Origin of the sequence: Segnochrobactrum spirostomi, from assembly GCF_009600605.1 — a bacterium.
GTDB lineage: Bacteria > Pseudomonadota > Alphaproteobacteria > Rhizobiales > Segnochrobactraceae > Segnochrobactrum > Segnochrobactrum spirostomi.
Map to the genome: position 1 here is coordinate 789,849 of NZ_VWNA01000001.1, position 23,105 is coordinate 812,953.

General features: G+C 67.6%; 14 protein-coding genes. All 14 read right to left on the reverse strand.

All coding sequences use genetic code 11. The features are described from left to right. Positions 1 to 154: 154 nt before the first annotated feature. A complete protein-coding gene (gene gnd, locus F0357_RS03565) occupies positions 155 to 1,585 on the reverse strand; it encodes an NADP-dependent phosphogluconate dehydrogenase (RefSeq protein WP_246161339.1) in 1,431 nt (476 codons plus the stop codon). A 314-nt stretch (positions 1,586 to 1,899) separates the two neighbouring features. Then, positions 1,900 to 6,144, reverse strand: a complete 4,245-nt coding sequence (glgX, locus tag F0357_RS03570; protein WP_153478823.1) for a glycogen debranching protein GlgX — start codon at positions 6,142 to 6,144, stop codon at positions 1,900 to 1,902. Between the two features lie 123 nt (positions 6,145 to 6,267). Then, complete coding sequence (gene glgA / locus F0357_RS03575; protein ID WP_153478826.1) at positions 6,268 to 7,725, reverse strand: glycogen synthase GlgA; 1,458 nt, start codon at positions 7,723 to 7,725, stop codon at positions 6,268 to 6,270. Between the two features lie 55 nt (positions 7,726 to 7,780). Continuing rightward, the gene (gene glgC / locus F0357_RS03580; protein WP_153478828.1) at positions 7,781 to 9,049 is read right to left on the reverse strand and encodes a glucose-1-phosphate adenylyltransferase; all 1,269 of its coding nucleotides are present in this window, start codon (positions 9,047 to 9,049) and stop codon (positions 7,781 to 7,783) included. A 60-nt stretch (positions 9,050 to 9,109) separates the two neighbouring features. Further along, on the reverse strand, positions 9,110 to 11,401 hold the full coding sequence (gene glgB / locus F0357_RS03585) for a 1,4-alpha-glucan branching protein GlgB (protein ID WP_153478830.1): 2,292 nt from the start codon (positions 11,399 to 11,401) through the stop codon (positions 9,110 to 9,112). Then, positions 11,364 to 13,862, reverse strand: coding sequence for a glycogen/starch/alpha-glucan phosphorylase (locus F0357_RS03590; protein ID WP_153478832.1), 2,499 nt, complete (start codon positions 13,860 to 13,862; stop codon positions 11,364 to 11,366). The genes glgB and F0357_RS03590 overlap by 38 nt, the downstream gene beginning before the upstream one ends. A 331-nt stretch (positions 13,863 to 14,193) precedes the next feature. Continuing rightward, positions 14,194 to 15,498, reverse strand: a complete 1,305-nt coding sequence (locus tag F0357_RS03595; protein WP_153478834.1) for an L-fuconate dehydratase — start codon at positions 15,496 to 15,498, stop codon at positions 14,194 to 14,196. Between the two features lie 27 nt (positions 15,499 to 15,525). Further along, complete coding sequence (locus F0357_RS03600) at positions 15,526 to 16,650, reverse strand: lactonase family protein (protein WP_153478836.1); 1,125 nt, start codon at positions 16,648 to 16,650, stop codon at positions 15,526 to 15,528. Positions 16,651 to 16,720: 70 nt separating this feature from the next. After that, complete coding sequence (locus F0357_RS03605; RefSeq protein ID WP_153478838.1) at positions 16,721 to 17,455, reverse strand: SDR family oxidoreductase; 735 nt, start codon at positions 17,453 to 17,455, stop codon at positions 16,721 to 16,723. A 34-nt stretch (positions 17,456 to 17,489) separates the two neighbouring features. Beyond that, complete coding sequence (locus tag F0357_RS03610) at positions 17,490 to 18,596, reverse strand: mandelate racemase/muconate lactonizing enzyme family protein (RefSeq protein WP_153478840.1); 1,107 nt, start codon at positions 18,594 to 18,596, stop codon at positions 17,490 to 17,492. Between the two features lie 29 nt (positions 18,597 to 18,625). Next, positions 18,626 to 19,729 carry an ABC transporter ATP-binding protein gene (locus F0357_RS03615; protein WP_153478842.1) on the reverse strand — a complete coding sequence of 368 codons (1,104 nt, stop codon included), beginning with the start codon at positions 19,727 to 19,729 and terminating at the stop codon, positions 18,626 to 18,628. 47 nt (positions 19,730 to 19,776) lie between these two features. Then, entirely contained in the window at positions 19,777 to 20,571 is a 795-nt protein-coding gene (locus F0357_RS03620) for a carbohydrate ABC transporter permease (protein ID WP_246161546.1), read from the reverse strand. Between the two features lie 101 nt (positions 20,572 to 20,672). Then, complete coding sequence (locus tag F0357_RS03625; protein WP_153478847.1) at positions 20,673 to 21,575, reverse strand: carbohydrate ABC transporter permease; 903 nt, start codon at positions 21,573 to 21,575, stop codon at positions 20,673 to 20,675. A gap of 103 nt (positions 21,576 to 21,678) precedes the next feature. Then, positions 21,679 to 23,016, reverse strand: coding sequence for an extracellular solute-binding protein (locus F0357_RS03630; protein WP_153478849.1), 1,338 nt, complete (start codon positions 23,014 to 23,016; stop codon positions 21,679 to 21,681). Positions 23,017 to 23,105 lie beyond the last annotated feature (89 nt).

The following is a 23,105-nucleotide window of genomic DNA, read 5'->3' on the forward strand; positions in this document are numbered from 1 at the left end:
CATCGGCGTAACGCTCTAAGAATAAAGAGTCTTTCCCCCTCATCCGCCCCTTCGGGGCACCTTCTCCCCGAGGGGGAGAAGGGTCGGCGGCGCGGGCCAATCTCAATTCCCCGCCTCGCGGGCGACGGGCAAGCCCGCCGCCCGTAAGCCCCTGTCAGACCTCGATCTCGCTGCCGTCCTGACCCCAGCGGGTGTGGAAGCGGCCGGGCCTGTCGAGCCGGGCATAGGTGTGGGCACCGAAATAATCACGCAGACCCTGGAGCAGGTTCGCCGGGCCGCGGCCGCGCCGGAAGCCGTCGAAATAGGCGATCGACGAGGCGAAGGCGGGGACGGGAATGCCCTCCGAGATCGCCCGGGCGACGACGGCGCGCCAGTTCGGTTCGGCCGCCACGACGGCCTCGCGGAACACGTCCTGAAGCAGCAGGTGCGGCACCGGGTCGAGGCCGCTATAGGCCTCGCGGATGCGGTTCAGGAAGCGGGCACGAATGATGCAGCCGCCCCGCCAGATCGTCGCGAGATCGCCGAGGTGCAGATCCCAGCCGAACTGGGCCGAGGCCGCCGACAATTGCTCGAAGCCTTGGGCATAGGCGACGATCTTCGAGGCGTAGAGCGCGTCGCGGATGGCGTCGATGTCGGCCTGGGTCGGCGCGCGGACGGGGATCGCCGGCTGCGGCAGAGCCTTCGCCGCATCGAGCCGCAGCGCGCGAGAACCCGACAGGGCGCGGGCGAACACCGCCTCGGTGATCGAGGTCAGCGGCACGCCGAGATCGAGCGCGGACTGGGCGGTCCAGCGTCCCGTTCCCTTCTGCTCGGCCTCGTCGACGATCGAATCGACCAGCGGCTTGCCGGTGCCGTCGCGCTTGCGCAGCACCGCGGCGGTGATCTCGATCAGGTAGGATTCGAGTTCGCCCTTGTTCCACTCGGCGAAGATGTCGGCGATCGCCTCGGCCTCGAGACCGTAGAGCGACTTCATCAGGTCGTAGGCTTCGGCGATGAGCTGCATGTCGGCATATTCGATGCCGTTGTGCACCATCTTCACATAATGGCCGGCGCCCTCGGGCCCGATGAAGGTGCAGCAGGGCGTGCCGTCCACCTGCGCCGCCATGCGCGTCACGATCGGCTCGATGCGGGCATAGGCCTCGCGCTCGCCGCCGGGCATCATGCTCGGGCCTTCGAGTGCACCCTCCTCGCCGCCGGAGATTCCCATGCCGACGAAGCGAATGCCCTTGTCCTTCAGGGCATGGAAGCGGCGGCTCGAGTCGGTGAAGAGCGAGTTGCCGCCGTCGATGATGATGTCACCCTCGTCGAGGTGGGGCAGCAGTTCCTCGATCACCTCGTCGACCGGCTTGCCGGCCTTGACCATGATGATGATCGGACGCGGCCGAACGATGGAACGCGTGAACGCGCCGATGTCCGTCGCCGGGAAGAAGCGGCCCTCGCTGCCGTGCTCACGGATCAGTTCCTCCGTACGGCCCGGATGACGGTTGTACACCGCGACGTTGAAATCCTTGCGAGCGGCGTTGCGCGCCAGGTTCGCTCCCATGGTCGCGAGACCGAGTACGCCGATATCAGCCAAATCGCCCAATAGACTCACCCTGTTCTTTGGAGGCGTTCCAGCTTTCCCGATGCCGGATGCTGTCGACGCCGCCTCCGAATGCCTGGATCGAGGTCTTTGTTTTCGTCTGCACCGACACGCCACACGTCGCGAAGACATGCGAGCCGGAGCGCCCCGACGCCCGACGATGGTTCCCGCCGTGCGTCGGGACCATGGAACCTGTCGGCGACACGATCAAGCCCCTCCTCCCGCCGAACACGAACAAACGACCGCGCAGCCGTGCAAAAGACCACCCTCGCGGGGCGTTCGACGCCGGCGGCATCGAAACGAGCCTGGCCCGCGGCTCACCGCGCGGCGCGGGCCGCCATCGCGGCGAGGATCGCACCGGACGCGGGGGCGTCGCCGAGTGCCGACACCGGAACGCGCAACTTGCGGCTCCAGTTCGAACGCTCGGTCGTCGTGCCGGGCAGGTTGAGGGCTTCGGTCTCTCCCGTCAGGTCGTCGGCCTGCACGAGCGCCAGCATCGACGGCGTCTCGGCGAGGAAGGCGTGGATCGCCCCGGCACTCGCCGGATCGAGTGGCGCCTCGAGCGAGGGCGGCGCGCCGAGCACGCCGGCGGCTGTGAGCGCGGCCAGGAGATGCTCCTTCGCGGCGTGACGCTCGGTCCGCGCCGCCACCGCCTCCGCATCGCCGAGGATCGTGAGCCGATGGCGCTCGTCGATGTCCGCCCCGATCCACCAGCCGGCAAGCGTCGGCAGATCATGGGTCGAGACGCACGTGGCGGCGCGCGGCGGATAGGCCGACGGTGGGCGGAACGTCTCGCCGTCGCGCTCGAACCAGAGCACCCGATAGGACAGGATATCGGCCGCCATCAGCGCCTCGCCGGTGCCCTCCGGCACTGTGCCGAGGTCCTCGCCGACGACGAGGCAGCCGGCGCGGGTGCTTTCCAGCGAGAGGACGCCGATCAAATCCTGGAACGGGAAGGCGACATAGGTGCCCTCCCCGGCTCCCGCCCCTTCCGGCACGAGGAACAGACGGCGCAGGCCCAGAACGTGGTCGATCCGGAGCGCGCCCGCATGGCGCATGTTGGCGGCCACGAGGTTGGCGAAGCCGGCATAACCCTCGCGCGCCCAGGCGATCGGGTCCGGCGGCGGCAGGTTCCAGATCTGGCCGTCGGCAGCGAACGGGTCCGGCGGCGCCCCGACCGAAACGCCGCTCATCAGGACGTCGCTCTCCGACCACGCCTCGGCGCCGTCGGGCGCCGTGCCGACCGCGAGGTCGCGATAGAATCCGATCGAAAGGCCGGCCTCGCGCACGGTGGCGGCGGCCTCGCCGAGCTGAAGGTCCGCGACCCATTGCAGGAACGAGAAGAAGCGGACGCGACCGGGATGGGCCCTGGCGAAGAACTCGACGCCGCTCTGTTCCGGGTGGACGAGATCGGCCGGCCAAGTCCACCATTCGCTGGTGCCCCGCGCCTCGGCGATCGCCTGGAAGGTCGTAAAGCGGCGAAGCGCGCGGCCGCCCCGTGCGATGAACGCCTCGAAAGCGGCAAGCGCGGGGTCGGCGGCATCGGACGCCCGCCGCGCCTCGAAGGCCTGAAAGGCCGCGTCGAGCACCCGCCGCTTGGCGTCCCAGGCCCCGACATAATCGACATGGGGCGTCGCCGAGAGCGCCGCGAGGCGCCCCGCCTCGGCGGCGAGCGCGGCGCGGGCTTGCTCGGAGAGCAGCACCGCCGGCAGCGCCGTCACGTCGATGTAGATCGGCTCGAGGAAACGGCGATCGCACGGATGATAGGGGCTCGTGCGCCGGCGGTCGTGCTCGAACAGAGCGTGGAGCGGATTGAGCCCGAGCACGGCGGCCCCGGCGTCGGCCGCGAACCGGCCGAGCGCGCCGAGCGTGGTGAAATCGCCGATACCTTGGTCGCCGACGCGGGGGACCGAATAGAGATGCGCGGCGAGGCCGAACCGGCGCCCGCTGTCGGCGAGCGCGGGCGGCAGATAGCAGGCGCCGGGGGCGACAATGAGCTGGCCGCTCGCGTCGGCGCGGTCGGCGAGGCGCACGACGTGACGCCCCGGCGGCTGCGGCGGCAGATCGATCTCGCGCAGGCGGACGGAGCGCCCGTCGGGCAGCGCCGTCCAGGCCGTGCGAACGGCGTCGGCCTCGATCCGGATCGTCTCGGTGCCGCGCCCTTCATGCTCGATGACGAGATCGATCGGTCGCCCGGCCGCCCCCGTGTCGGGCCCGAGGCGCAAGGTCGTCGCGGCGCCCGTCCTGGCGACGGTGGCGAGCGGCAGGGGCGCGAGCGCCCGCTCGGACATCAGGCGAAAGAGGCTGTCGCGGGCCTCGCCGGTCGACCCGGCCGGCAGCCGCATCGCCTTCAACAAAGCCCGCTTGCTGTCGTCGCCGACGCGGTGATTGTTGCCGTCGACGTCCCACCAGTCCGGGGCGAGCCCCGCCGCGGTGGCGAGGCGGTCGAGCACCTCGGCGTCGGTCGCGCCCGCCCTCTTCGTGATCGGCTCCTCGACCACGAGGATCGCCGAGCGACCGGAGACCGCGAGGGTGCGGGCCGCAACCGGACCGGCGCGGCTGAGATCATGGCTGTCGATTTCGATCCGCCAGCGCGACCCGGCGCGCGGCGTCGGCAGCGTCACGTCGAGATCGTAGCCCCCGGCGTGGAGGACGACGACGACCCGGCTGTCGGCCTCGCTCTCGCGCGCCGGCTCGTAGAGCGCGGCGATCAGGGTGCGGATGTCGGCGTTGTTCCAGTCCTCGGCCCCAAGCGGCGCCCCGTCCGCCCGCAGCCATTGAACATCGGGAAGGGCGGCGCCGGTCGCCGGTGCGCCGGTGAGCGGACGCTCGGCCCTGAGCGCCGCGTGCGCCTTGCGCGCGGCGACGAGGCTCGCGGCGAACTCGATCATGCCCTCGTCGGCATGCTCCCAGTCGATATAGGAGATCGGATTGTCCTGGGCGTAGGCGTTGTTGTTGCCGGCCTGGGTGCGGCCCAACTCGTCGCCGAGCGAGAGCATCGGCGTGCCGCGCGAGAACAGCAGGGTTGCCATCAGCGCCCGCGCTTCCGCCGCCCGGCGGGCGAGGACGGCCGGATCGTCGGTCGGCCCCTCGACCCCGTTGTTCCAGGAATAATTGGCGTCGGTGCCGTCGCGGTTGAACTCGCCGTTCGCCTCGTTGTGCTTGCCCGCATAGGCGACGAGGTCGGCGAGGGTGAAGCCGTCGTGGGCGGTGACGAAGTTGATGCTGTCGGAGACGAGGCGGCGGCGCGGCGCGAACACGTCGGCGGAGCCCGCGAAGCGGGTGACGATTTCGCCGATCATGCCGCCGTCGCCGCGCCAGAAGCGGCGGACGCTGTCGCGGTAGCGATCGTTCCATTCGCCCCAGCCGGCCGGGAAGGCGCCGAGATGGTAGCCGCCCGGACCGGGATCCCACGGCTCGGTGACGAGTACTCGGTCCTTGAGGATCGGGTCCTGCGCGATCGCCGCGAGGAAGGGCGCGGCCGGATCGAAGCCGTCGTCGCGCCGGGCGAGCGTCACGCCAAGATCGAAGCGGAAACCGTCGATCCCGGTCTGCACCGCCCAGAGCCGCATCGCGTCGAGCACCACCCGCAGCACATGCGGGCGATCGAGCGGCAGCGTGTTGCCGCAGCCGGTGTCGTCGACGAAGTGCGAGAGATCGCCTGGAACCAGACGATAATAGGCCGCGTTGTCGAAGCCGCGCATGGAGACGGTCGCCCCCAGCCGGTCGCCCTCGCCGGTGTGGTTGTAGACGACGTCGAGGATGACCGAGATGCCGGCCGCCTGGAGCGCCTCGACGGCGGCCCGGATCTCGGGAAAGCCGCCGGGCGCCAGACGCGGCTCCGGCGCGGCATAGAGGACCGGATTGTAGCCCCAATGGTTGCGCAGCCCGAGCGGTGGCAGATGGCGCTCGTCGATCGCCGCCGACGAAGGCATCAGTTCGACGGCATTGATGCCGAGGCGCTTCAGGTGCGCGATGGAGGCGGGATGGGCGAGCCCCGCATAGGTGCCGCGGATCGCTTCGGGGATCGCCGGATTGAGCGCGGTGAAGCCGCGGACGTGAAGCTCGTAGAGAACGGTGCGGCCACGATCGTGGGGCCGGGGCGGCGGCGGCGCGGCGGCGAAGAAGCCGGGCTCCACGACGATCGCCTTCGGCATGAAGGGGGCGCTGTCGGTGCGGTCGGGCTCGGTCCCGAACGGCGTGCCGGGGGGCACGTCGAACATCGCCGGATGCAGCGCGAACGAGCGGTCGATGCGCGTCGCCTGGGGATCGAGGACGAGCTTCGCCGGGTTGTAGCGGTCGCCGGCCTCGGGCCTCCACTCGCCCTCGACGCGGAAGCCGTAGCGCGCGCCCGGTGCGACGGCCGAGACGTGGCCGTGGAAGACGTCGCCGGTGCGGGCCGGCAGGGCGATGCGCTCGAGTTCTACCGCGCCGGCTTCGTCGAACAGGCAGAGCAGCACCCGCGCCGCGCGCGCGGCATAGACCGCAACGTTGACCCCCCGGTCGTCGGCACGGACACCGAGTGGTTCCGGGCGGCCGGCGGTGACGATGCGGTCGGTCATAGGGGCTCCTGCCTGTCAGCGTCTGGCCGCACCGAAGGAACGATGCGAGGCGGGCGCGGGGCGCGCCGATGGCTACATATATGCGCGTCCCTCCCCCGCGGTTCCGACGCGGGGTCCCGGCCGTCAGCGACGCTCGGCGAGAACCTCGCGATAGAGCGCCGCATAGCGCGCCGCGGGACCGGCCCACGATACATCCATGGTCATCGCGTTCTTCTGCATGCGCCCCCAGCGCTCGCGATCGTCCCACAGGGCGGCGACGCGCGCCAGCGCGCGCTGAAGCATATCCGCGGTCGTCGGCGCGAATTGGAAGCCGGTCGCGACGCCAGCGGCGAGCGCCGCCTCGTTCGCGTCGATCACCGTGTCGGCGAGGCCGCCGACGCGCGCGACGAGAGGCAGCGCGCCGTAGCGCAGGGCACAGAGTTGGGTCAGCCCGCAGGGCTCGAAACGGGAGGGCACCAGGATCACGTCCGAGCCCGCCTGGACGCGGTGCGCGAGCGCCTCATCATAGCCGACGACGACGCCGATCCGGTCGGGGTGCGCCGCCACGAGCCCGCGGAACGCGTTCTCGAAGGTATGGTCGCCGCTGCCGAGCACGACGAGTTGGCCGCCGGCCGCAATAAGCGCGGAGGCGCTTTCAAGAAGCAGGTCGGGGCCTTTCTGCCAGGACAGGCGGCTGACGAGCCCGAACAGCGGCCGGCTCGGATCGACGTCGATGCCGAACGCCCTCTGGAGGACCGCTTTGTTGATCGCACGCCCTTTCATCGATTTGGCGTCGAACGAAGCCTCGATCAGCGGATCGGTCGCCGGATTCCAGACGCTGGTGTCGATGCCGTTGACGATCCCGACGAGGGCGTTCGCCTTGGCGCGCAGCAGCCCGTCGAGGCCCATGCCGCCGTCGGGCGTGGTAATCTCGAGGGCGTAGGTCGGCGACACCGTGGTGATGCGGTCCGACAGGAGGAGCCCGGCTTTGAGGTAGCCGACGCTGCCGTAGAACTCGACGCCGCCGAGGGAGAAAGCGTGGGGCGGCAGGCCGATCGAGGGCAGGATCTCCGCCGGAAACTTGCCTTGGAAGGCCAAGTTGTGGACCGTCATCACGGTCGCGACCCTGTCGGCGGCCCCGCCATAATAGATGTAGGCGGCGGTCAGCCCGGCCTGCCAATCGTGGGCATGGACGACATGGGGCTGAAACGCGCCGAGATGGCCGGCCCCGACATAGGCACCGACCGCGCTCAGCGCGGCGAAGCGGATGGCGTTGTCCGGCCAATCGACACCGCCCGGCGCGAGGTAGGGCGATCCGGGTCGGTCGTAGAGATGCGGCGCATCGATCACCAGGAGTTCGAGGCCGGCCGCGTGGGCATGGAGGAGCCGAGCCCGCCCGCCGAAAAGATCGGGGAAGGTATGGACCTCCTCCGCGCTTTCGAGCGCGGCCATCACCGCGGGATAGCCGGGGATCAGGGAGACCATCCGCACGCCGACCGCGGCGAGCGCTCCCGGCAACGCACCGGAGACGTCGGCGAGACCGCCGGTCTTCACGAGCGGATAGAGTTCCGACACGACGGACAGGACGGCAATTTCGGGCATGGCGGGGCCGCTCGCAGGAGAGGAGAGAAGGAGCCGGCGTCCGGGAAGGCGGCCGTCAGCCCCTGAGGCGGTCGATCATCGGCTGGGTGATGAGGCAGACCCCCTTCTCGGTGCGGCGGAAACGCCTCGCATCGAGTTCCGGGTCCTCCCCGACCACCAAGCCCTCGGGTATTTGCACGGCGGCATCGACGATCACCCGCGACAGGCGGGCGCCGCGTCCGACGTCGGCATAAGGGAGAATAACCGCACCCTCGATATGGCTGTATGAATTTACCCGCACGCCGGTGAACAGCAAGGTGCGGCGCAGGGAAGCGCCCGAGATGATACAGCCGCCCGAGACGAGCGAGGACACCGCCTGGCCGCGCCGGCCGTCCTCGTCGTGGACGAACTTGGCCGGCGGCGCGAGTTCGCTGTAGGTCCAGATCGGCCAGTCGCGATCGTAGAGATCGAGGTCGGGCACGACGGCGGTCAGATCGATGTTCGCCTCCCAATAGGCGTCGACGGTTCCGACATCACGCCAATAGGGGCCCGATTCCGCCTCCGAGCGCACGCAGGAGCGGGAGAAATGGTGCGCCACCGCCTTCCCGTTCTTCACGATGTGCGGGATGATGTCCTTGCCGAAATCGTGGCTCGAGCCCGGATCGGCGGCATCGCGGCGCAGTTCGTCGAGCAGGAACTTGGTGTTGAAGACGTAGATGCCCATCGAGGCGAGCGAAGATTCCGGTTTTCCCGGCATTGCCGGCGGGTTCTTCGGCTTCTCGACGAAATCGATGATGCGGTCTTCATCGTCAACATGCATGACGCCGAAGCCGGTCGCCTGCTCGCGCGCGACCTCGAGGCAGCCGACCGTCACATCGGCCCGCTGGTCGACGTGCTGCTGGAGCATCAGCTCGTAGTCCATCTTGTAGATGTGATCGCCCGCCAGCAGGACGATGTATTCGACATCGTAGGCTTCGATGATGTCGATATTCTGGTACACGGCATCGGCGGTACCGAGATACCACATCGTCTCGGACACGCGTTGGCTCGCCGGCAGGATGTCGAAACTCTCGTTGCGCTCGGGGCGCAGGAAGGTCCAGCCGCGGCTCAGATGCCGGATCAGGCTGTGAGCCTTGTATTGGGTGGCGACGCCGATGCGGCGGATGCCGGAATTGAGCGCGTTCGACAGCGCGAAATCGATGATGCGCGTCTTGCCGCCGAAATAGACGGCCGGCTTCGCCCGCCGGTCCGTCAGCTCCATCAGGCGGCTGCCGCGCCCACCCGCCAGCACATAAGCCATCGCATGCCGCGACAGACGACCTCTGGTTCCGGTTTCAACGGGCATCCCCGACTCCCCTGCACGACCTTTTTGTTCAGTCCCGGTTCTTGCACGACAGCCGTCGTCTCAGACCGGTTCCTGGTCCCACACCAGATAGAGCGCCGCCAGCGGCGGCACCACGACCTCGGCCGAGGCCGGAAGGCCGTGGCTCGGCTCCTCTACGGCGATGACCGATCCTCCGTTCCCGACACCCGATCCGCCATAGATTTCGGCGTCGCTGTTGAGAATCTCCCGCCAGCGCCCGGCCCGCGGCAGACCGATGCGGTATCCGGGGCGCGGTACCGGGGTGAAGTTGCAGACCACCACGATCGGCGGACCGTCCTCGCCGTCGCTGCGCTGCCACGCGAAGACCGACTGATCGCGGTCGTCGACGACGATCCAGCGGAACCCTTCCGGCTCGCAGTCTCGGGCGTGAAGGGCCGGGTGGTTCACATAGGCACGGTTGAGATCGCGCACCCACGCCTGGAGTCCGCGATGGGGCCAGAACGCGGTGAGATGCCAGTCGAGCCCCTGCTCGAAATTCCACTCTGAGATCTGGCCGAATTCCTGGCCCATGAAGAGGAGCTTCTTGCCCGGATAGCCCCACATCAAGCCGTAATAGACGCGGGCGTTGGCGAAGCGCTGCCATTCGTCCCCCGGCATGCGGCCGAGGATCGAGCGTTTGCCGTGCACCACCTCGTCGTGGGAGAGCGGCAGCACAAAATTCTCCGACCACGCATAGAGCAGGCCGAACGTCATCTTGTCGTGGTGCCAGCGCCGATGCACCGGATCGCGCGACATGTAGTCGAGCGTGTCGTGCATCCAGCCCATGTTCCACTTGAAGCCGAAGCCGAGGCCGCCGGCGAAGACCGGGCTGGAGACTCCCGACCACGAGGTCGATTCCTCGGCGATGGTTACCGCACCCGGCGCTTCGGCATAGACATATTCGTTGGCGCGCTTCAGGAACGCGACCGCATCGCGGTTGTCGTTCGAGCCGTCGGAATTGGGCAGCCACTGGCCCGGCCCGCGCGAATAATCGAGGTAGAGCATCGAAGCGACCGCATCGACGCGCAGGCCGTCGATGTGGAACCGATCGACCCAATAGAGCGCGCTCGCCATCAGGACGTTCGCGACCTCGCGGCGGCCGAAATCATAGATCGCCGTATTCCAATCCGGGTGAAAGCCGCGCCGCGGATCGGCGTGTTCGTAGAGGTGCGTGCCGTCGAACAGGGACAGGCCGTGCACGTCCGTCGGGAAATGCGCCGGCACCCAATCGAGCACCACGCCGAGCCCGGCCTGATGGGCGCGGTCGACGAAGCGGGCGAAGCCCGCCGGGTCGCCGAACCGACGGGTCGGCGCGAACAGCCCGATCGGCTGATAGCCCCACGACGCATCGAGCGGGTGCTCGGTGATGGGAAGCAATTCGAGGTGGGTGAAGCCCATCTCGACCGCGTAGGGGATCAGGCGGTCGCCGAGTTCGTCATAGCTGAGGAAGCGACCGCCCTCCCCGCGCATCCACGAACCGAGATGGACCTCGTAGGCCGAGAACGGCTTGCGCCGCGGATCGCCCGCGGCGCGCGCCGCGAGATAGGCGTCGTCCTGCCACGCGAAGCGATCGGTGCGCGCGACGACCGAGGCGGTCGAGGGACGCAGTTCCGAGGCATAGCCGAACGGGTCGGCCTTGAGCGGCATCAGCGCGCCGTGCACGCCGACGATCTCGTATTTGTAGACCGCGCCCTCGCCGACACCGGGGGCGAAGATCTCCCACAGGCCGCTGTCGACGCGCTTGCGCATCTGGTGGCGGCGGCCGTCCCAATCGTTGAAGTCGCCGACCACGGAGACGCGTTGGGCGTTCGGCGCCCAGACGGCGAAGCGCACGCCGGCGGCGCCTTCGTGCTCCATCGGCTGCGCGCCGAGACGCTCATAAAGCTGCCGGTGGGTGCCTTCGACGAGGAGATGATCGTCGAGCGGGCCGAGGGTGGGTCCGAACGCGTAAGGGTCCTTCAGACGCCAGCTTCCGCCGGCGTTGGAGGCCTCGAGCGTATAGCGAAAGCGCGGCCCGAGCCGCGCGATCCGTCCCTCGAAGAAGCCGGCACCGTGACGCCGCTCGAGATCGCCGAGCGGCGCGCCGTCTTCGCCGAGCACCGCCACCACATCCGCGCCTGGAATAAAGGCACGGACGGCGTAGCCGTCCGGCACCGCATGGAGACCCAGCACTGCGAAGGGATCCGGGTGGCGCGCCGCGACGATCGCCGCGACATCGTCGTTACTCGCCCGCCAAAGCGCTCGGTTCACGCTCGCCCTTCCCCGTATCCGCGCGGTCCGCGCCCGGGCGGTCGGATCAATACCGCACCGGGACGTCCCAGATATCCTCGGCATATTCGGCGATCGAGCGGTCCGACGAGAACCAGCCCATCCCGGCGACGTTCAGAATGCTCGAACGCCCCCAGGCCGCCGTGTCGCGCCATTTGTCGCCGACCCGCCGCTGAGTTGCATAGTACGCGTCGAAATCCGCGGTGACCATGAAATAGTCGTGGTGACGCAGCGCGTTGGTTAGCGAGCCGAAGCGCCCCGGCTCGCCGGGCGAGAACACGCCGGATTCCACCGCCTCGATCACCTCGGCGAGGATCGGCGAGTTGGAGATGTTGGCCGTGCCGTCGATGCCCTCGCGGCGGCGCGCCTCGACCTCGTCGGCCTTCAGGCCGAAGATGAAGATGTTGTCGTCGCCGACATTCTCGAGGATCTCGACGTTGGCGCCGTCGAGCGTGCCGATGGTCAGCGCGCCGTTCAGAGCGAGCTTCATGTTGCCGGTGCCGGAGGCTTCCATGCCGGCCGTCGAGATCTGCTCGGAGAGATCGGCCGCCGGCACGATCGCCTCGGCGAGGCTCACGTTGTAGTTCGGCAGGAAGACGACCTTGAGCTTGTCGCGCACGGTCGGGTCGCTGTTGACGATGCGGGCCACGTCGTTGGCGAGCTTGATGATGAGCTTCGCCTGGTGGTAGCTCGGCGCCGCCTTGCCGGCGAAGATCTTGACGCGGTGGTTCCAATCACGCGTCGGCTGCGCGCGGATCGCGTCGTAGAGCGCGATGGTCTCCAGGATGTTGAGAAGCTGGCGCTTGTATTCGTGGATGCGCTTGATCTGCACGTCGAACAGCGACGACGGATCGACGCGGATGCCGATCTGCTCCTGGATGACCTTGGCGAGCGCGACCTTGTTGGCGCGCTTCACCGCGAGGAACTTCTCGCGGAACGCGGCGTCGTCGGCGAGCGGCTTCAGCTTCTCGAGCTCCATGGAGTCGTCGAGAATCTTCGGGCCGATCGCCTCGACGAGAAGCTTGGTGAGGCCAGGGTTCGCCTGATGCAGCCAGCGGCGGAAGGTGATGCCGTTGGTCTTGTTGACGATGCGGCCCGGCAGCAGGGTGTTGAGATCGCGGAACACCGTCTGGCGCATCAGGTCGGTATGGAGCGCCGAGACACCGTTGATGCGGTGCGAGGCGGCGAAGGCGAGCTGGCCCATGCGCACCCGGCGGCCCTGGGATTCGTCGATCAGCGAGACCGAGGAAAGCAGGGCGTCGTTGCCGGGATTCTTCGAGCGCGCCGCATCGAGATGGAACGCGTTCAAAAGATAGATGATCTGCATGTGACGCGGCAGCAGGCGCTCGATGAGCGGGACGGGCCAGCTCTCCAGCGCTTCCGGCAGCAGCGTGTGGTTGGTGTAGGAGAAGGTCTTCTGGGTGATCTCCCAGGCCTCTTCCCAGGCGATGTCGTAGGTGTCGAGCATCAGGCGCATCAGCTCGACGATCGCGATGGTCGGATGCGTGTCGTTGAGCTGGATCGCGACCTTCTCATGCAGCGTGCGGATATCGCCGTAGACCTTCATGTGGCGACGTACGAGGTCCTGGAGCGAGGCGGCGGCGAAGAAATATTCCTGCCGGAAGCGCAGCTCCTGGCCGGCCGGCGTCTCGTCGCTCGGGTAGAGGATCTTGGAGATCGATTCCGCGCGCATGCGGTCGGCGAAGGCGCCGACATGGTCACCGAGATTGAAGGCGTCGAGGCGCAGCGGATGGCTCGCGCGCGCCGACCACAGGCGCAGCGTGTTCACATGGCGGCCGCGCCAGCCGACGATCGTGGTGTCGTAGGCGACCGCCTCGATCACCTCGGCCGGCTTCCAGACGCTGCGAACCATGACATCGGAGGTCGCTTCGGCCTCGACGGTGCCGCCGAAGCCGATCGCGTAGACCACCTCCGGCCGCTCGAACTCCCAAGGATTGCCGAACGAGAGCCAATCTTCCGGATATTCCTGCTGCCAGCCGTTTTTGAGTGCCTGACGGAACAGACCGTGCTCGTAGCGGATGCCGTAGCCGTAGGCCGGAATGCCGAGCGTCGCCATGCTCTCCATGTAGCAGGCAGCGAGGCGGCCGAGACCGCCGTTGCCGAGCGCCGCATCGGGCTCGACCGTGCGCAGACGGTCGAGATCGACGCCGAGTTCCTCGAGCGCGGCACGCACCGGATCGGTGAGCTGAAGATTGTTGAGGGCATCGAACAGGAGGCGTCCGATGAGGAATTCGAGGGATAGATAATAGACCCGTTTGGCGCCGTTCTCGTAGGTCGCCTTGGTGCTCGCGATCCAGCGGTCGACGACGCGATCGCGCACGGCGAGCGCCACGGCGACGAACCAGTCGCGGTCACTCGCGGTCACCGTGCTCTTGCCGACATAATAGGTCAGCTTCTCGAGGATATCGGCGCGCAGCGATGAATTGTCGTCCCCGCGCGGGGCGCCCGGGCTTTCCGCCGGAATGGTTTCGAGGGCGGCGTGGACCGGTTCGGCTTTGACGTTCATGATCGGAGCCCCAGCGGATCGTGATTCAATTGACCGACATTCGAAGCGGCGCGGCGGGAGTTCCGGCCCTTCGCATGGCACGATTTCTACCCTAATCCCCGTCCGCGCAAAGCGGTAGCCGGAGAATGACTTATCTTCCGGCGCACCGTTTCGCGTCGCCGCGCGGCGTGCCCGAACTCTCATTGCGACACGGACACGACGATAGGACGACAGTCGCGTCAACCCGCGCGGGAGGTCCCCCAAAAGAGCGGAGCGCCCCGTGGATGCGGAGCGCTCCAACACGACAGGCGATGGAAATGGCGACGAAGGCCGGCGCGCCTTCGGCCGCGCCTCAGCCTTGAGACGCACCGAGGTGAGGCGCACCCTGGAAGGTGTGCCGCGCGATCGAATCCGGCTTCATCTCGATCGAGAAGCCCGGCCGCGACGGCGGCATATAGGCCGCGCCACGGATTACGCACGGATCGACGAAATGCTCGTGGAGATGATCGACGAACTCGATCACCCGGCCCTCGCGCGTGCCGCTCACCGCGACGAAGTCGATCATCGAAAGATGCTGCACATATTCGCACAGGCCGACGCCGCCGGCGTGCGGCCAGACCGGCAGGCCGTACTTCGCCGCCATCAGAAGCACGGAGAAGACCTCGTTGAGGCCGCCGATGCGGCAGGCGTCGATCTGCACGATGTCGATCGCCCCGCGCATGATGAACTGCTTGAAGAGAATGCGGTTCTGGCACATCTCGCCGGTCGCGACCTTCACCGGCGCGACGCCTTCGCGGATCTTGCGATGGCCCTCGACATCGTCGGGGCTGGTCGGCTCCTCGATGAAATAAGGCTCGGCGAACTGGAGCTTGCGCACCCAATCGATGGCCTGACCGACTTCCCAGACCTGGTTCGCGTCGATCATCATGCGGACGTTCGGGCCGATCTCCTCGCGGCAGATGCGCAGGCGGCGGATATCGTCCTCGAGATCGCGGCCGACCTTCATCTTGATGTGGCTGAAGCCGGCATCGACCGCCTCGCGGGCGAGCCGGCGCAGCTTGTCGTCCGAATAGCCGAGCCAGCCGGCCGAGGTCGTGTAGCAGGGATAGCCCTCCGCCTCGAGGGCGGCGATGCGCGCGGCCTTGCCCGGTGCCGCGCCGCGCAAGAGATCGAGCGCCTCGTCGGGGGTGATGCAGTCGGTGAGATAGCGGAAATCGACGATGCGGACGAGTTCTTCGGGGCTCATTTCGCCGACGAGCCGCCACACCGGCTTGCCCGCCTCCTTGGCCCATAGATCCCACACGGCGTTGACGACGGCCCCCGTCGCGAGGTGCATCACGCCCTTGTCGGGGCCGATCCAGCGCAATTGGCTGTCGCCCGTGACATGGCGCCAGAAGCGGCCCGGATCTTCCTTGATCCAATCGAGGTCGAGCCCGACGACGCGCGGCCTGAGCGCCTCGATCGCAGCACAGCAGATGTCGTTGCCGCGCCCGATCGTGAAGGTGAGGCCGTGGCCCGAGAGGCCGTCCTGGTCGGTGTCGAGGATGACGTAGGCGGCCGAATAATCCGGGTCCGGGTTCATCGCGTCGGAGCCGTCGAGGGCCTGCGAGGTCGGGAAGCGGATGTCGAAGACGCGGAGGGCGGTGATACGGGTCATGCGGGAATCCGTGGCGCGGGATCGCGCCTAGCCGTTCGAGAGAGCGTTCGAGGGGAAGCGGACCACCTGGACGCACATCGGCGTGCCGATGGCGATGCGGCGCCCGCTGTCCGACAGCGTGCCGTCGGCCGCGTCGCGGTTGAGAAGCGCGACCGCGTCGGCGTTCTGATTGGCGACGAGGAGCCAGCGGCCCGCGGGCGACAGCGTGAAATGGCGCGGCGTCGCGCCGCCGCACGGGGCGTGTCCGATCAAGGCGAGCGCGCCGGTCTCTGGATCGACCGCATAGGCGACGATCGTATCGTCGCCGCGATTGGCGCCGTAGAGGAAGCGGCCGTCCGCGGAGAGGCGAAGTTCCGAGCAATGGTTGTGCCCGCGCGCCGCTTCCGGCACCGCGGGCACCGTCGCCACGAGCCGCAAGGCGCCGGTCTCGGCGCTGCGGGCGATCGAGACGATCGTCGAATCGAGCTCGTTGATGGCGAACACGAAGCGTCCGCTCGGATGAAACACGAGATGCCGCGGGCCGGAACCGGGGGCGAGCGAAAGGCTCTCACGCCCCGGGAGAAGCGCCCCGTCGGCGGCGAGGCTGTAGGACACCAGCCGGTCGAGACCGAGATCGGCGGCGAGGATGTCGCGGCCGTCCGGGCTTTCGACGGCGCAGTGCGCATGGCTGCGCTCTTGGCGCTCCGCGTTCGGGCCGGAACCCTCGTGGCGCGCCGCGGAGACGCACGGGTCGAGGCCGCCGTCGTCGCGGATCGGAAAGACCGCGACCGAGCGGTCCGGACCGCCTCCGCCCATCGCATAATTGGCGACGAGGAGATGGCGCCCGTCAGCCGTCAGACTGCAATAGGCCGTGATGCTGCCGAGCGCCGCCTGCTTGTTGAGGTAGGCGAGCCGTCCCGTCGCCGGGTCGAAGCGATAGGCGCTGACGACGCCTTCCTTCCAGCCGAACACCTCGCTCGTCGCATAGATGACCGAGCGGATCGGATCGACCGCAAGGAAGGTCGGATTGTCCACGTCGGCGGCGACGTCGATCTGCTCGGCGTCGCCCGTTTCCTCGTCGAACCGGTAGACCGCGAGACCGATGCCGTTCGCCGCCTGGAAATAGGGGGCGGAGCGGTTGAGAGTTCCGACGAAGAGGAAGGTCTCGCTCATGCTCGTGCCTCCGGTCTCGGCAGCAGGTCTCGGTCTCGGGTCGGATACGGCGATCGGCGGTGGCGGGTCGTCAGGCGGCCCAGCCGCCGTCGATGACGTGGATGTGGCCGGTCGTATAGGTCGCGCCGGCGAGATAGAGCACGAGATCGGCGATCTCGTCCGGCTGGCCGATGCGGCCAATCGGCTGGCGGGCGATGAAGGCGGCGCGGGCCGCCTCGTAATCGCCCTGGGCGCGCAGACGATCCTGGAGCGACGGGCTCTCCACCGTGCCGGGGCAGATCGCGTTGCAGCGGATGCCCTTCGTCACGTAATCGGCCGCGACCGACTTGGTGAGGCCGATCACGGCGGCCTTGGTGGCGCTGTAGGCGAAGCGGTTCGGCACCGCCTTCACGCTGCTCGCAACCGAAGCCATGTTGATGATGGCGCCGTCGCCGCGCTCCAGCATGCCGGGTAGCACGGCCTTGATCGTGCGCACCATCGCCTTGACGTTGAGGTCGAAGGCGAAATCGAGATCGCGCTCGGTCGCGTCGAGGATCGAGCCGTTGTGCACGATGCCGGCGCAGTTGAAGAGGATGTCGACACGGCCGATCTCGGCGACGAGCGCATCGACGGCGGCACCGTCGAGCACGTCGAGCTTGCGGGCGACGATCTCGCCCTCGGTCGCCTTGAGCTCGGCGAGCTTCGCCTCGTTGATGTCGGTCGCGATCACGCGGACGCCGGCCTTGGAGAACAGTTCGGCGGTCGACTTGCCGATGCCCTGGGCCGCAGCCGTGATGAGCGCGACCTTGCCCTTGAGATCAGTCATCGGTGTTTCCTTTCCCAATCCGTGTTCGCGGCCGTCAGGCGATCGCGGCGCGCGAGCCTTCCACGGCCTGCCGCTCGATGGCGGCGAAGTCCCAGGAGATGCCGAGACCGGGCTCGGCACTCGGAACGGCGTAGCCGTCCCGGATCGTCATGCCAACACTCGTGATGGTGTCGAGCTGCGGAATGAACTCCACCCAGCGCGCATTCGGCACCGCCGCGCACAATGCGACATGAATCTCCATGAGGAAATGCGGGCAGACCGCGACGTTGAAGCACTCGGCGAGGTGGGCCACCTTGAGCCAGGGCGTGATGCCGCCGATGCGGCCGACGTCGACCTGCACCACCGAGCAGGCCCCGCGGGCGAGATAATCGCGAAAATGCAGGTGGCTGTAGAGGCTCTCGCCGACCGCGATCGGCAGGGTCGTCGCCTGCGACAAGCGGACGTGGCCCTCGACGTCGTCGGCCGGCAGCGGCTCCTCGAACCAGCCGATGTCGAGCGGCTCGTAGTGGCGGGCGCGCCGGATCGCCTCGTCCACCGCGAAGGCCTGGTTGGCGTCGGTGAAGATCTCGAAGCCGGGGCCGACCGCCTCGCGCACCGCCGAGATGCGGGCGACGTCCTCATGGATCGGCCGGCCGACCTTCAGCTTGGCGCCGCCGAAGCCCGCCTCCTTGGCCTTGATCGCGTCCTCGACGAGGGCCGTCGTCTCGAGATGGAGCCAGCCGCCTTCCGTCGTGTAGAGCGGCACCTTGTCCCGCGCGCCGCCGGCGAGGCGATGGAGCGGCAGCCCGACCTTGCGGGCACGCAGGTCCCAAAGGGCGGTGTCGATCGCCGCGAGCGCGATGGAGGTGATGGCGCCGACGCTCGTCGCGTGGGTGAGGAACAGGAGGTCGCGCCAGATGCGCTCGATCTCGTCCGCCTCGCGGCCGATCAGGGCCGGTGCCAGCGTGCGGGTGATGAGCGACATCACCGCCGGGCCACCGGTGCCGATGGTGTAGGAATAGCCCGTGCCGATCGCTCCATCGGCATCGAAGATGCGGACGATCGGGGTTTCCTGGCTGACGAAGGACTGGATCGCGTCGACCCGCTTCGTCTTCGGCTTCAGATCGACCATCACCGCTTCGACGCGGACGATACGGGCCATGGTTCGGCTCCTTGTTATGGACGTCGCGATCAGGCGGCGATGCTGCGGCCGGAGGCCTTGTCGAAGACGTGGAGCCGTTCGAGGTCGAGCACGAACGGCATCGTCTCGCCCGGTACGACGACGCGCGGGCTCAGCATCTTGGCCTGAACCTCGCGGCCGCCGAAATCGACGAACAGCAACGTCTCGGTGCCGAGCGGCTCGGCGAGCTTGATGGTGCGGTCGAGGTCGAGGCCCGCGTCCGCGTGGAGCATGCCGTGCCCCCGCGGATGCAGCGAATCCGGGCGGAAGCCGAGCACGATCCCCTGCCCCGCCTTGAGCTTCGAAGCCTGCGCCGTCGGCAGCGGCACCTCGATCCCGTCGGCGAGGCGGGCGACCGCCGCACCGTCGCGGCCCGTCACCTCGGCGTCGAGCAGGTTCATCGGCGGCGAGCCGATGAAGCCCGCGACGAAGGTGTTGACCGGGTTCTCGAACACGTCGAGCGGCGTGCCGACCTGCTCGATATGACCATCGCGCATGATGACGATGCGATCGGCGAGCGTCATCGCCTCGACCTGATCGTGCGTCACATAGACGACCGTCGTCTTCACCCGCTGGTGCAGCTTCTTGATCTCGACCCGCATCTGCCCGCGCAGCTTGGCGTCGAGGTTCGACAAGGGCTCGTCGAACAGGAAGACGTCCGGATGGCGCACGATGGCGCGGCCCATGGCGACGCGCTGGCGCTGGCCGCCGGACAGGTTCGCCGGTAGCCGGTCGAGCATGGCGCCGAGGCCGAGGATGTCCGCGGCTTCCTTGACGCGTTCCTCGATCTCCTCGGGCTTGCGGCCGGCAATCTTGAGGCCGAAGCCGAGATTTTCCCGCACGCTCATGTGCGGATAAAGCGCATAATTCTGGAACACCATCGAGACGTTGCGCGAGCGCGGCGGCAGGTCGTTGACGATCTTGCCGCCGATCCGGATCAGGCCGTCCGAGATCTCCTCGAGGCCCGCGATCATGCGCAGCGTCGTCGACTTGCCGCACCCGGACGGCCCGACCAGCACGACGAACTCGTTGTGGGCGATCTCGAGATCGATGCCGTGCACGATCTCCACGCCGCCATAGCGCTTGACGACTTTGCTGAGCGAAACCTCGGCCATGTCTTGTCCTGTCGTCTCTTTTTCGCGGTGTCTCTGTTCCGAGACGCCTACTTGACGCCGCCGAAGGTCAGGCCGGCGATCAGGTGCTTCTGCACGATGAAGGTGAGGATGAGGGCGGGGATGATGATGAGCACGGCCATCGCGCTCATGCCCGTCCAATCGACCGTGAACTGCGCCGTGAAATCCATGAGCCCGACCGGCATCGTCTTCGACGCCGTGGTGCGGGTCAGTTGCGAGGCGAGCGCATATTCGTTCCACGAGGTCAGGAAGGCGAAGATCGCAGCGGAGGCAAGGCCCGAGCGGGCGAGCGGGAACTCGATCTTCCAGAACGCCTGCCACCGCGTGCAGCCGTCGATCTGTGCCGCCTCCGAGAGGTCGACCGGGATCTGACGGAAGAAGCCGTCGGTGAGCCAGATGGTGAAGGGCACGTTGATCGCCAGATAGACGACGATCAGGCCGAACGAGGTGTCGATGAGGCCGAGGCGACTCCACACGATGAAGAGCGGCAGCGACAACGCGATGCCCGGCACGGTGCGCGACAGCATGAAGCTGACGAAGAGGGCCTGCTTGCCGCGGAAGCGGAAGCGGGCGAAGGCATAGCCGCCCGCCATGCCAACGATGATCGCGATCGCGGTCGAGGTGACCGAGATGACGATCGAATTGCGGAAATATTCGATGACCGGGAGGCCCTGCTGCTGCTGCGGGAGCAGACCGAAGATGCCGCGGAAATTGTCGAGATTGAGATCCTGCGGGATCCACACCGGGGGCCTCGCCATGATCTCGACGTTCGGGCGGAACGCGGTCAGCACCACCCAGAGGCCCGGCACGCACAGGATCGCCATCGCCACGAAGATGCCGAGGCGGATCAGCCAGCGCTGCCAGGGCTTCTCGATCGAGCGGCCCTTCTGAAGAGCGAGCGGAGCGGTAGTCGAAGCGGCCCGCGTCATTCGGCGCCTCCCATGTAACGGCGCGCGGCGACGAGCTTGCGGTAGAAATAGACGGTGAAGAGGATCGACGTCAGGATCGAGACGTAGCCCATGGCGTTCGCCATGCCCATCTGCGAGTTCTGGTAGCCGACGCGGGCCATCAGCGTCCACAAGAGCTCGGTACGCCCCGCCGGACCGCCGTTCGTCATGATCCGCACCATGTCGTAGGCGCGCGCCACGTCGAGCGAGCGGATCGTCATGGCGATGTAGATGAAGGGCATCAGGAACGGCAGGGTGATGTGCCGAAAGACCTGGATCGGATTGCAGCCGTCGACCTTCGCCGCCTCGATCGGATCCTTCGGCAGCGCCAGCAGGCCGGCGAGCAGCAGGATCGCGAAGATCGAGGTCGACATCCAGATCTCGGCCGCGAGGATCGACGCGTTGGCCAGCACGCCGTCCACCAGCCACGGGATCGGCTGGGTGATCAGGCCGAGCGAGAACAGCGCGTTGTTCATCAGGCCGACGGCGTCGTTGAAGATATACTTGAACTGGAAGCCGACCAGGATCGGCGAGAACATCATCGGAAACATCATCACGGTGCGGATGGTCTTCTGTCCCATCGTCACCTTGTTGACGAGGAGCGCGAGGCCGAGGCCGAAGACGAGCTCGAGATTGAGGGCCACCGTGACGAACAGCAGGGTGCGGCCGAAGGCCCACCAGAAGTCCGTGCTGGAGACGATGCGCAGATAATTCCGCCAGCCGACGAACTGGAACAGCGTCGCGGGCCGCGTCAGCACATAAGGCGTGAAGCTCGACCACAGCGAGACGATGAGCGGAATGAGCACCACCGCCGCGATCACCACGATCGACGGCAGGAGGAGCAGGTAGGGAATGGCTCGGGGCGAGCGGAGGAACGACATTCCCGCAGGATCCTGACGCTGACGAGACGCGGGGAGCGGCGGCCGGGAGACCGGCCGCCGATACATCACGGAGTGTCGCGGGACACGCCCGCGGGCGCGGACCTCACTGCTTGAGGAGGCCGGCGTCCTGCATGATCTGGGTCGCGTCGGCGGCGGCTTTGTCGAGCGCCTCCTGCGGCGTCTTCTCACCGACGATCGCAGCCTGGAGCTGCGGCCAGATCACGTTCGAGACCTCGATCCATTGCGGCACGAGCGGCGGGGTGCGCGCGTCGGCGAGCGAGGCGCGCCAGGCCGTGAACATGTCGGCCATGTAGGTGTTGCCGCTGTCCTTGAACTCCTTGACGACGTCGTCGAACACCTTGGTGCGGGTCGGCAGGTTGCCGGCGCGCGCCTCGAGCAGTTCGGACTCGTCGTTGGTCATGAACACCGCGAACGACACGCCGGCCTTCTTGTTGTCGCAGTCCTGCGTGACCGAGAAGGAGTGCGAACCGGACCAGCCGCCGCGCTTGCCCGAGGTGCCGACCGGGGCCGTCGCGAGGCCGACGTGGCCGGCGATCTTGGAGGTCTTCGGATCGTTGAAGAACGCCGCCCAGCCCGGCCAGTCGAGATCGACGGCGAGCTGGCCCGCCGCGAAGGCCTGGCCGATATCATCCCACGTATAGTTCACGGTGCCGGCGGGAACCGCCTTCGCCTTGTAGAGATCGACGAACCATTGCAGCGCGGCGACGCCTTCCGGCGAGTTGAAGATCGGCTTCCAGTTCTTGTCGAACATGTCGCCGCCGTTGGCGCGCACGATCTCCATGAAGCGGCCCGTCAGACCCTCGTCCTTGCCGGCGAAGGCGGTGCCGTAGCGGTTCGGCGGGCTCGCCAGGAAGATCGCCTGCTGCTTGAACTCGTCGAAGGTCTTCGGCGGCGCGAGATCGACGCCGAACTTCTCCTTGTATTTCGCCTTGATGTCCGCGTTCTCGTAGACATCCTTGTTGTAGTAGATGTTGGAGACGTCGGTGACGCGGGGGAGCTGTACGAGGCGGCCGTCCACCTCGGAGGCCTTGAGGGTGCCCGGCACGTATTCCGCGAGGACGTCGGCCGGGACCTCCTGCTTCAGATCGATGTAGAGATCGCCGTATTGCGGCGCGAAGCTCGTGTGGTTGGACCCCACGCACCAGGTGATCGAGCCGGACGCGATGTCCTGCTTGATTTCACGATCGAGGTCGAAGTGATTCTTGGACGAGACGATTTCGACCTTCGCGCCGGTGAGCTTCTCCCACTCGGGGATGCGCGTATAGAGCTTCTCGTACTGGGTGCCGCCGATCAGCTTCACCTTGAGCGTGTAGCCGGGGAACTTGCCGTAATCGAAATTATCGGCCTGCGCTGCGCCGGCGAGACCGCCGAGCGCGCAGCACGCCAGGAACAGGGTCTTCAACCCTTGATAGGACGCCATCGATTTCCTCCCGAACTTTCGTGCAACCAATCTTGACGAGGTGTCATCCATATTTGAAAGTTCAATTCGCAGGTAAGCACAAACGATAA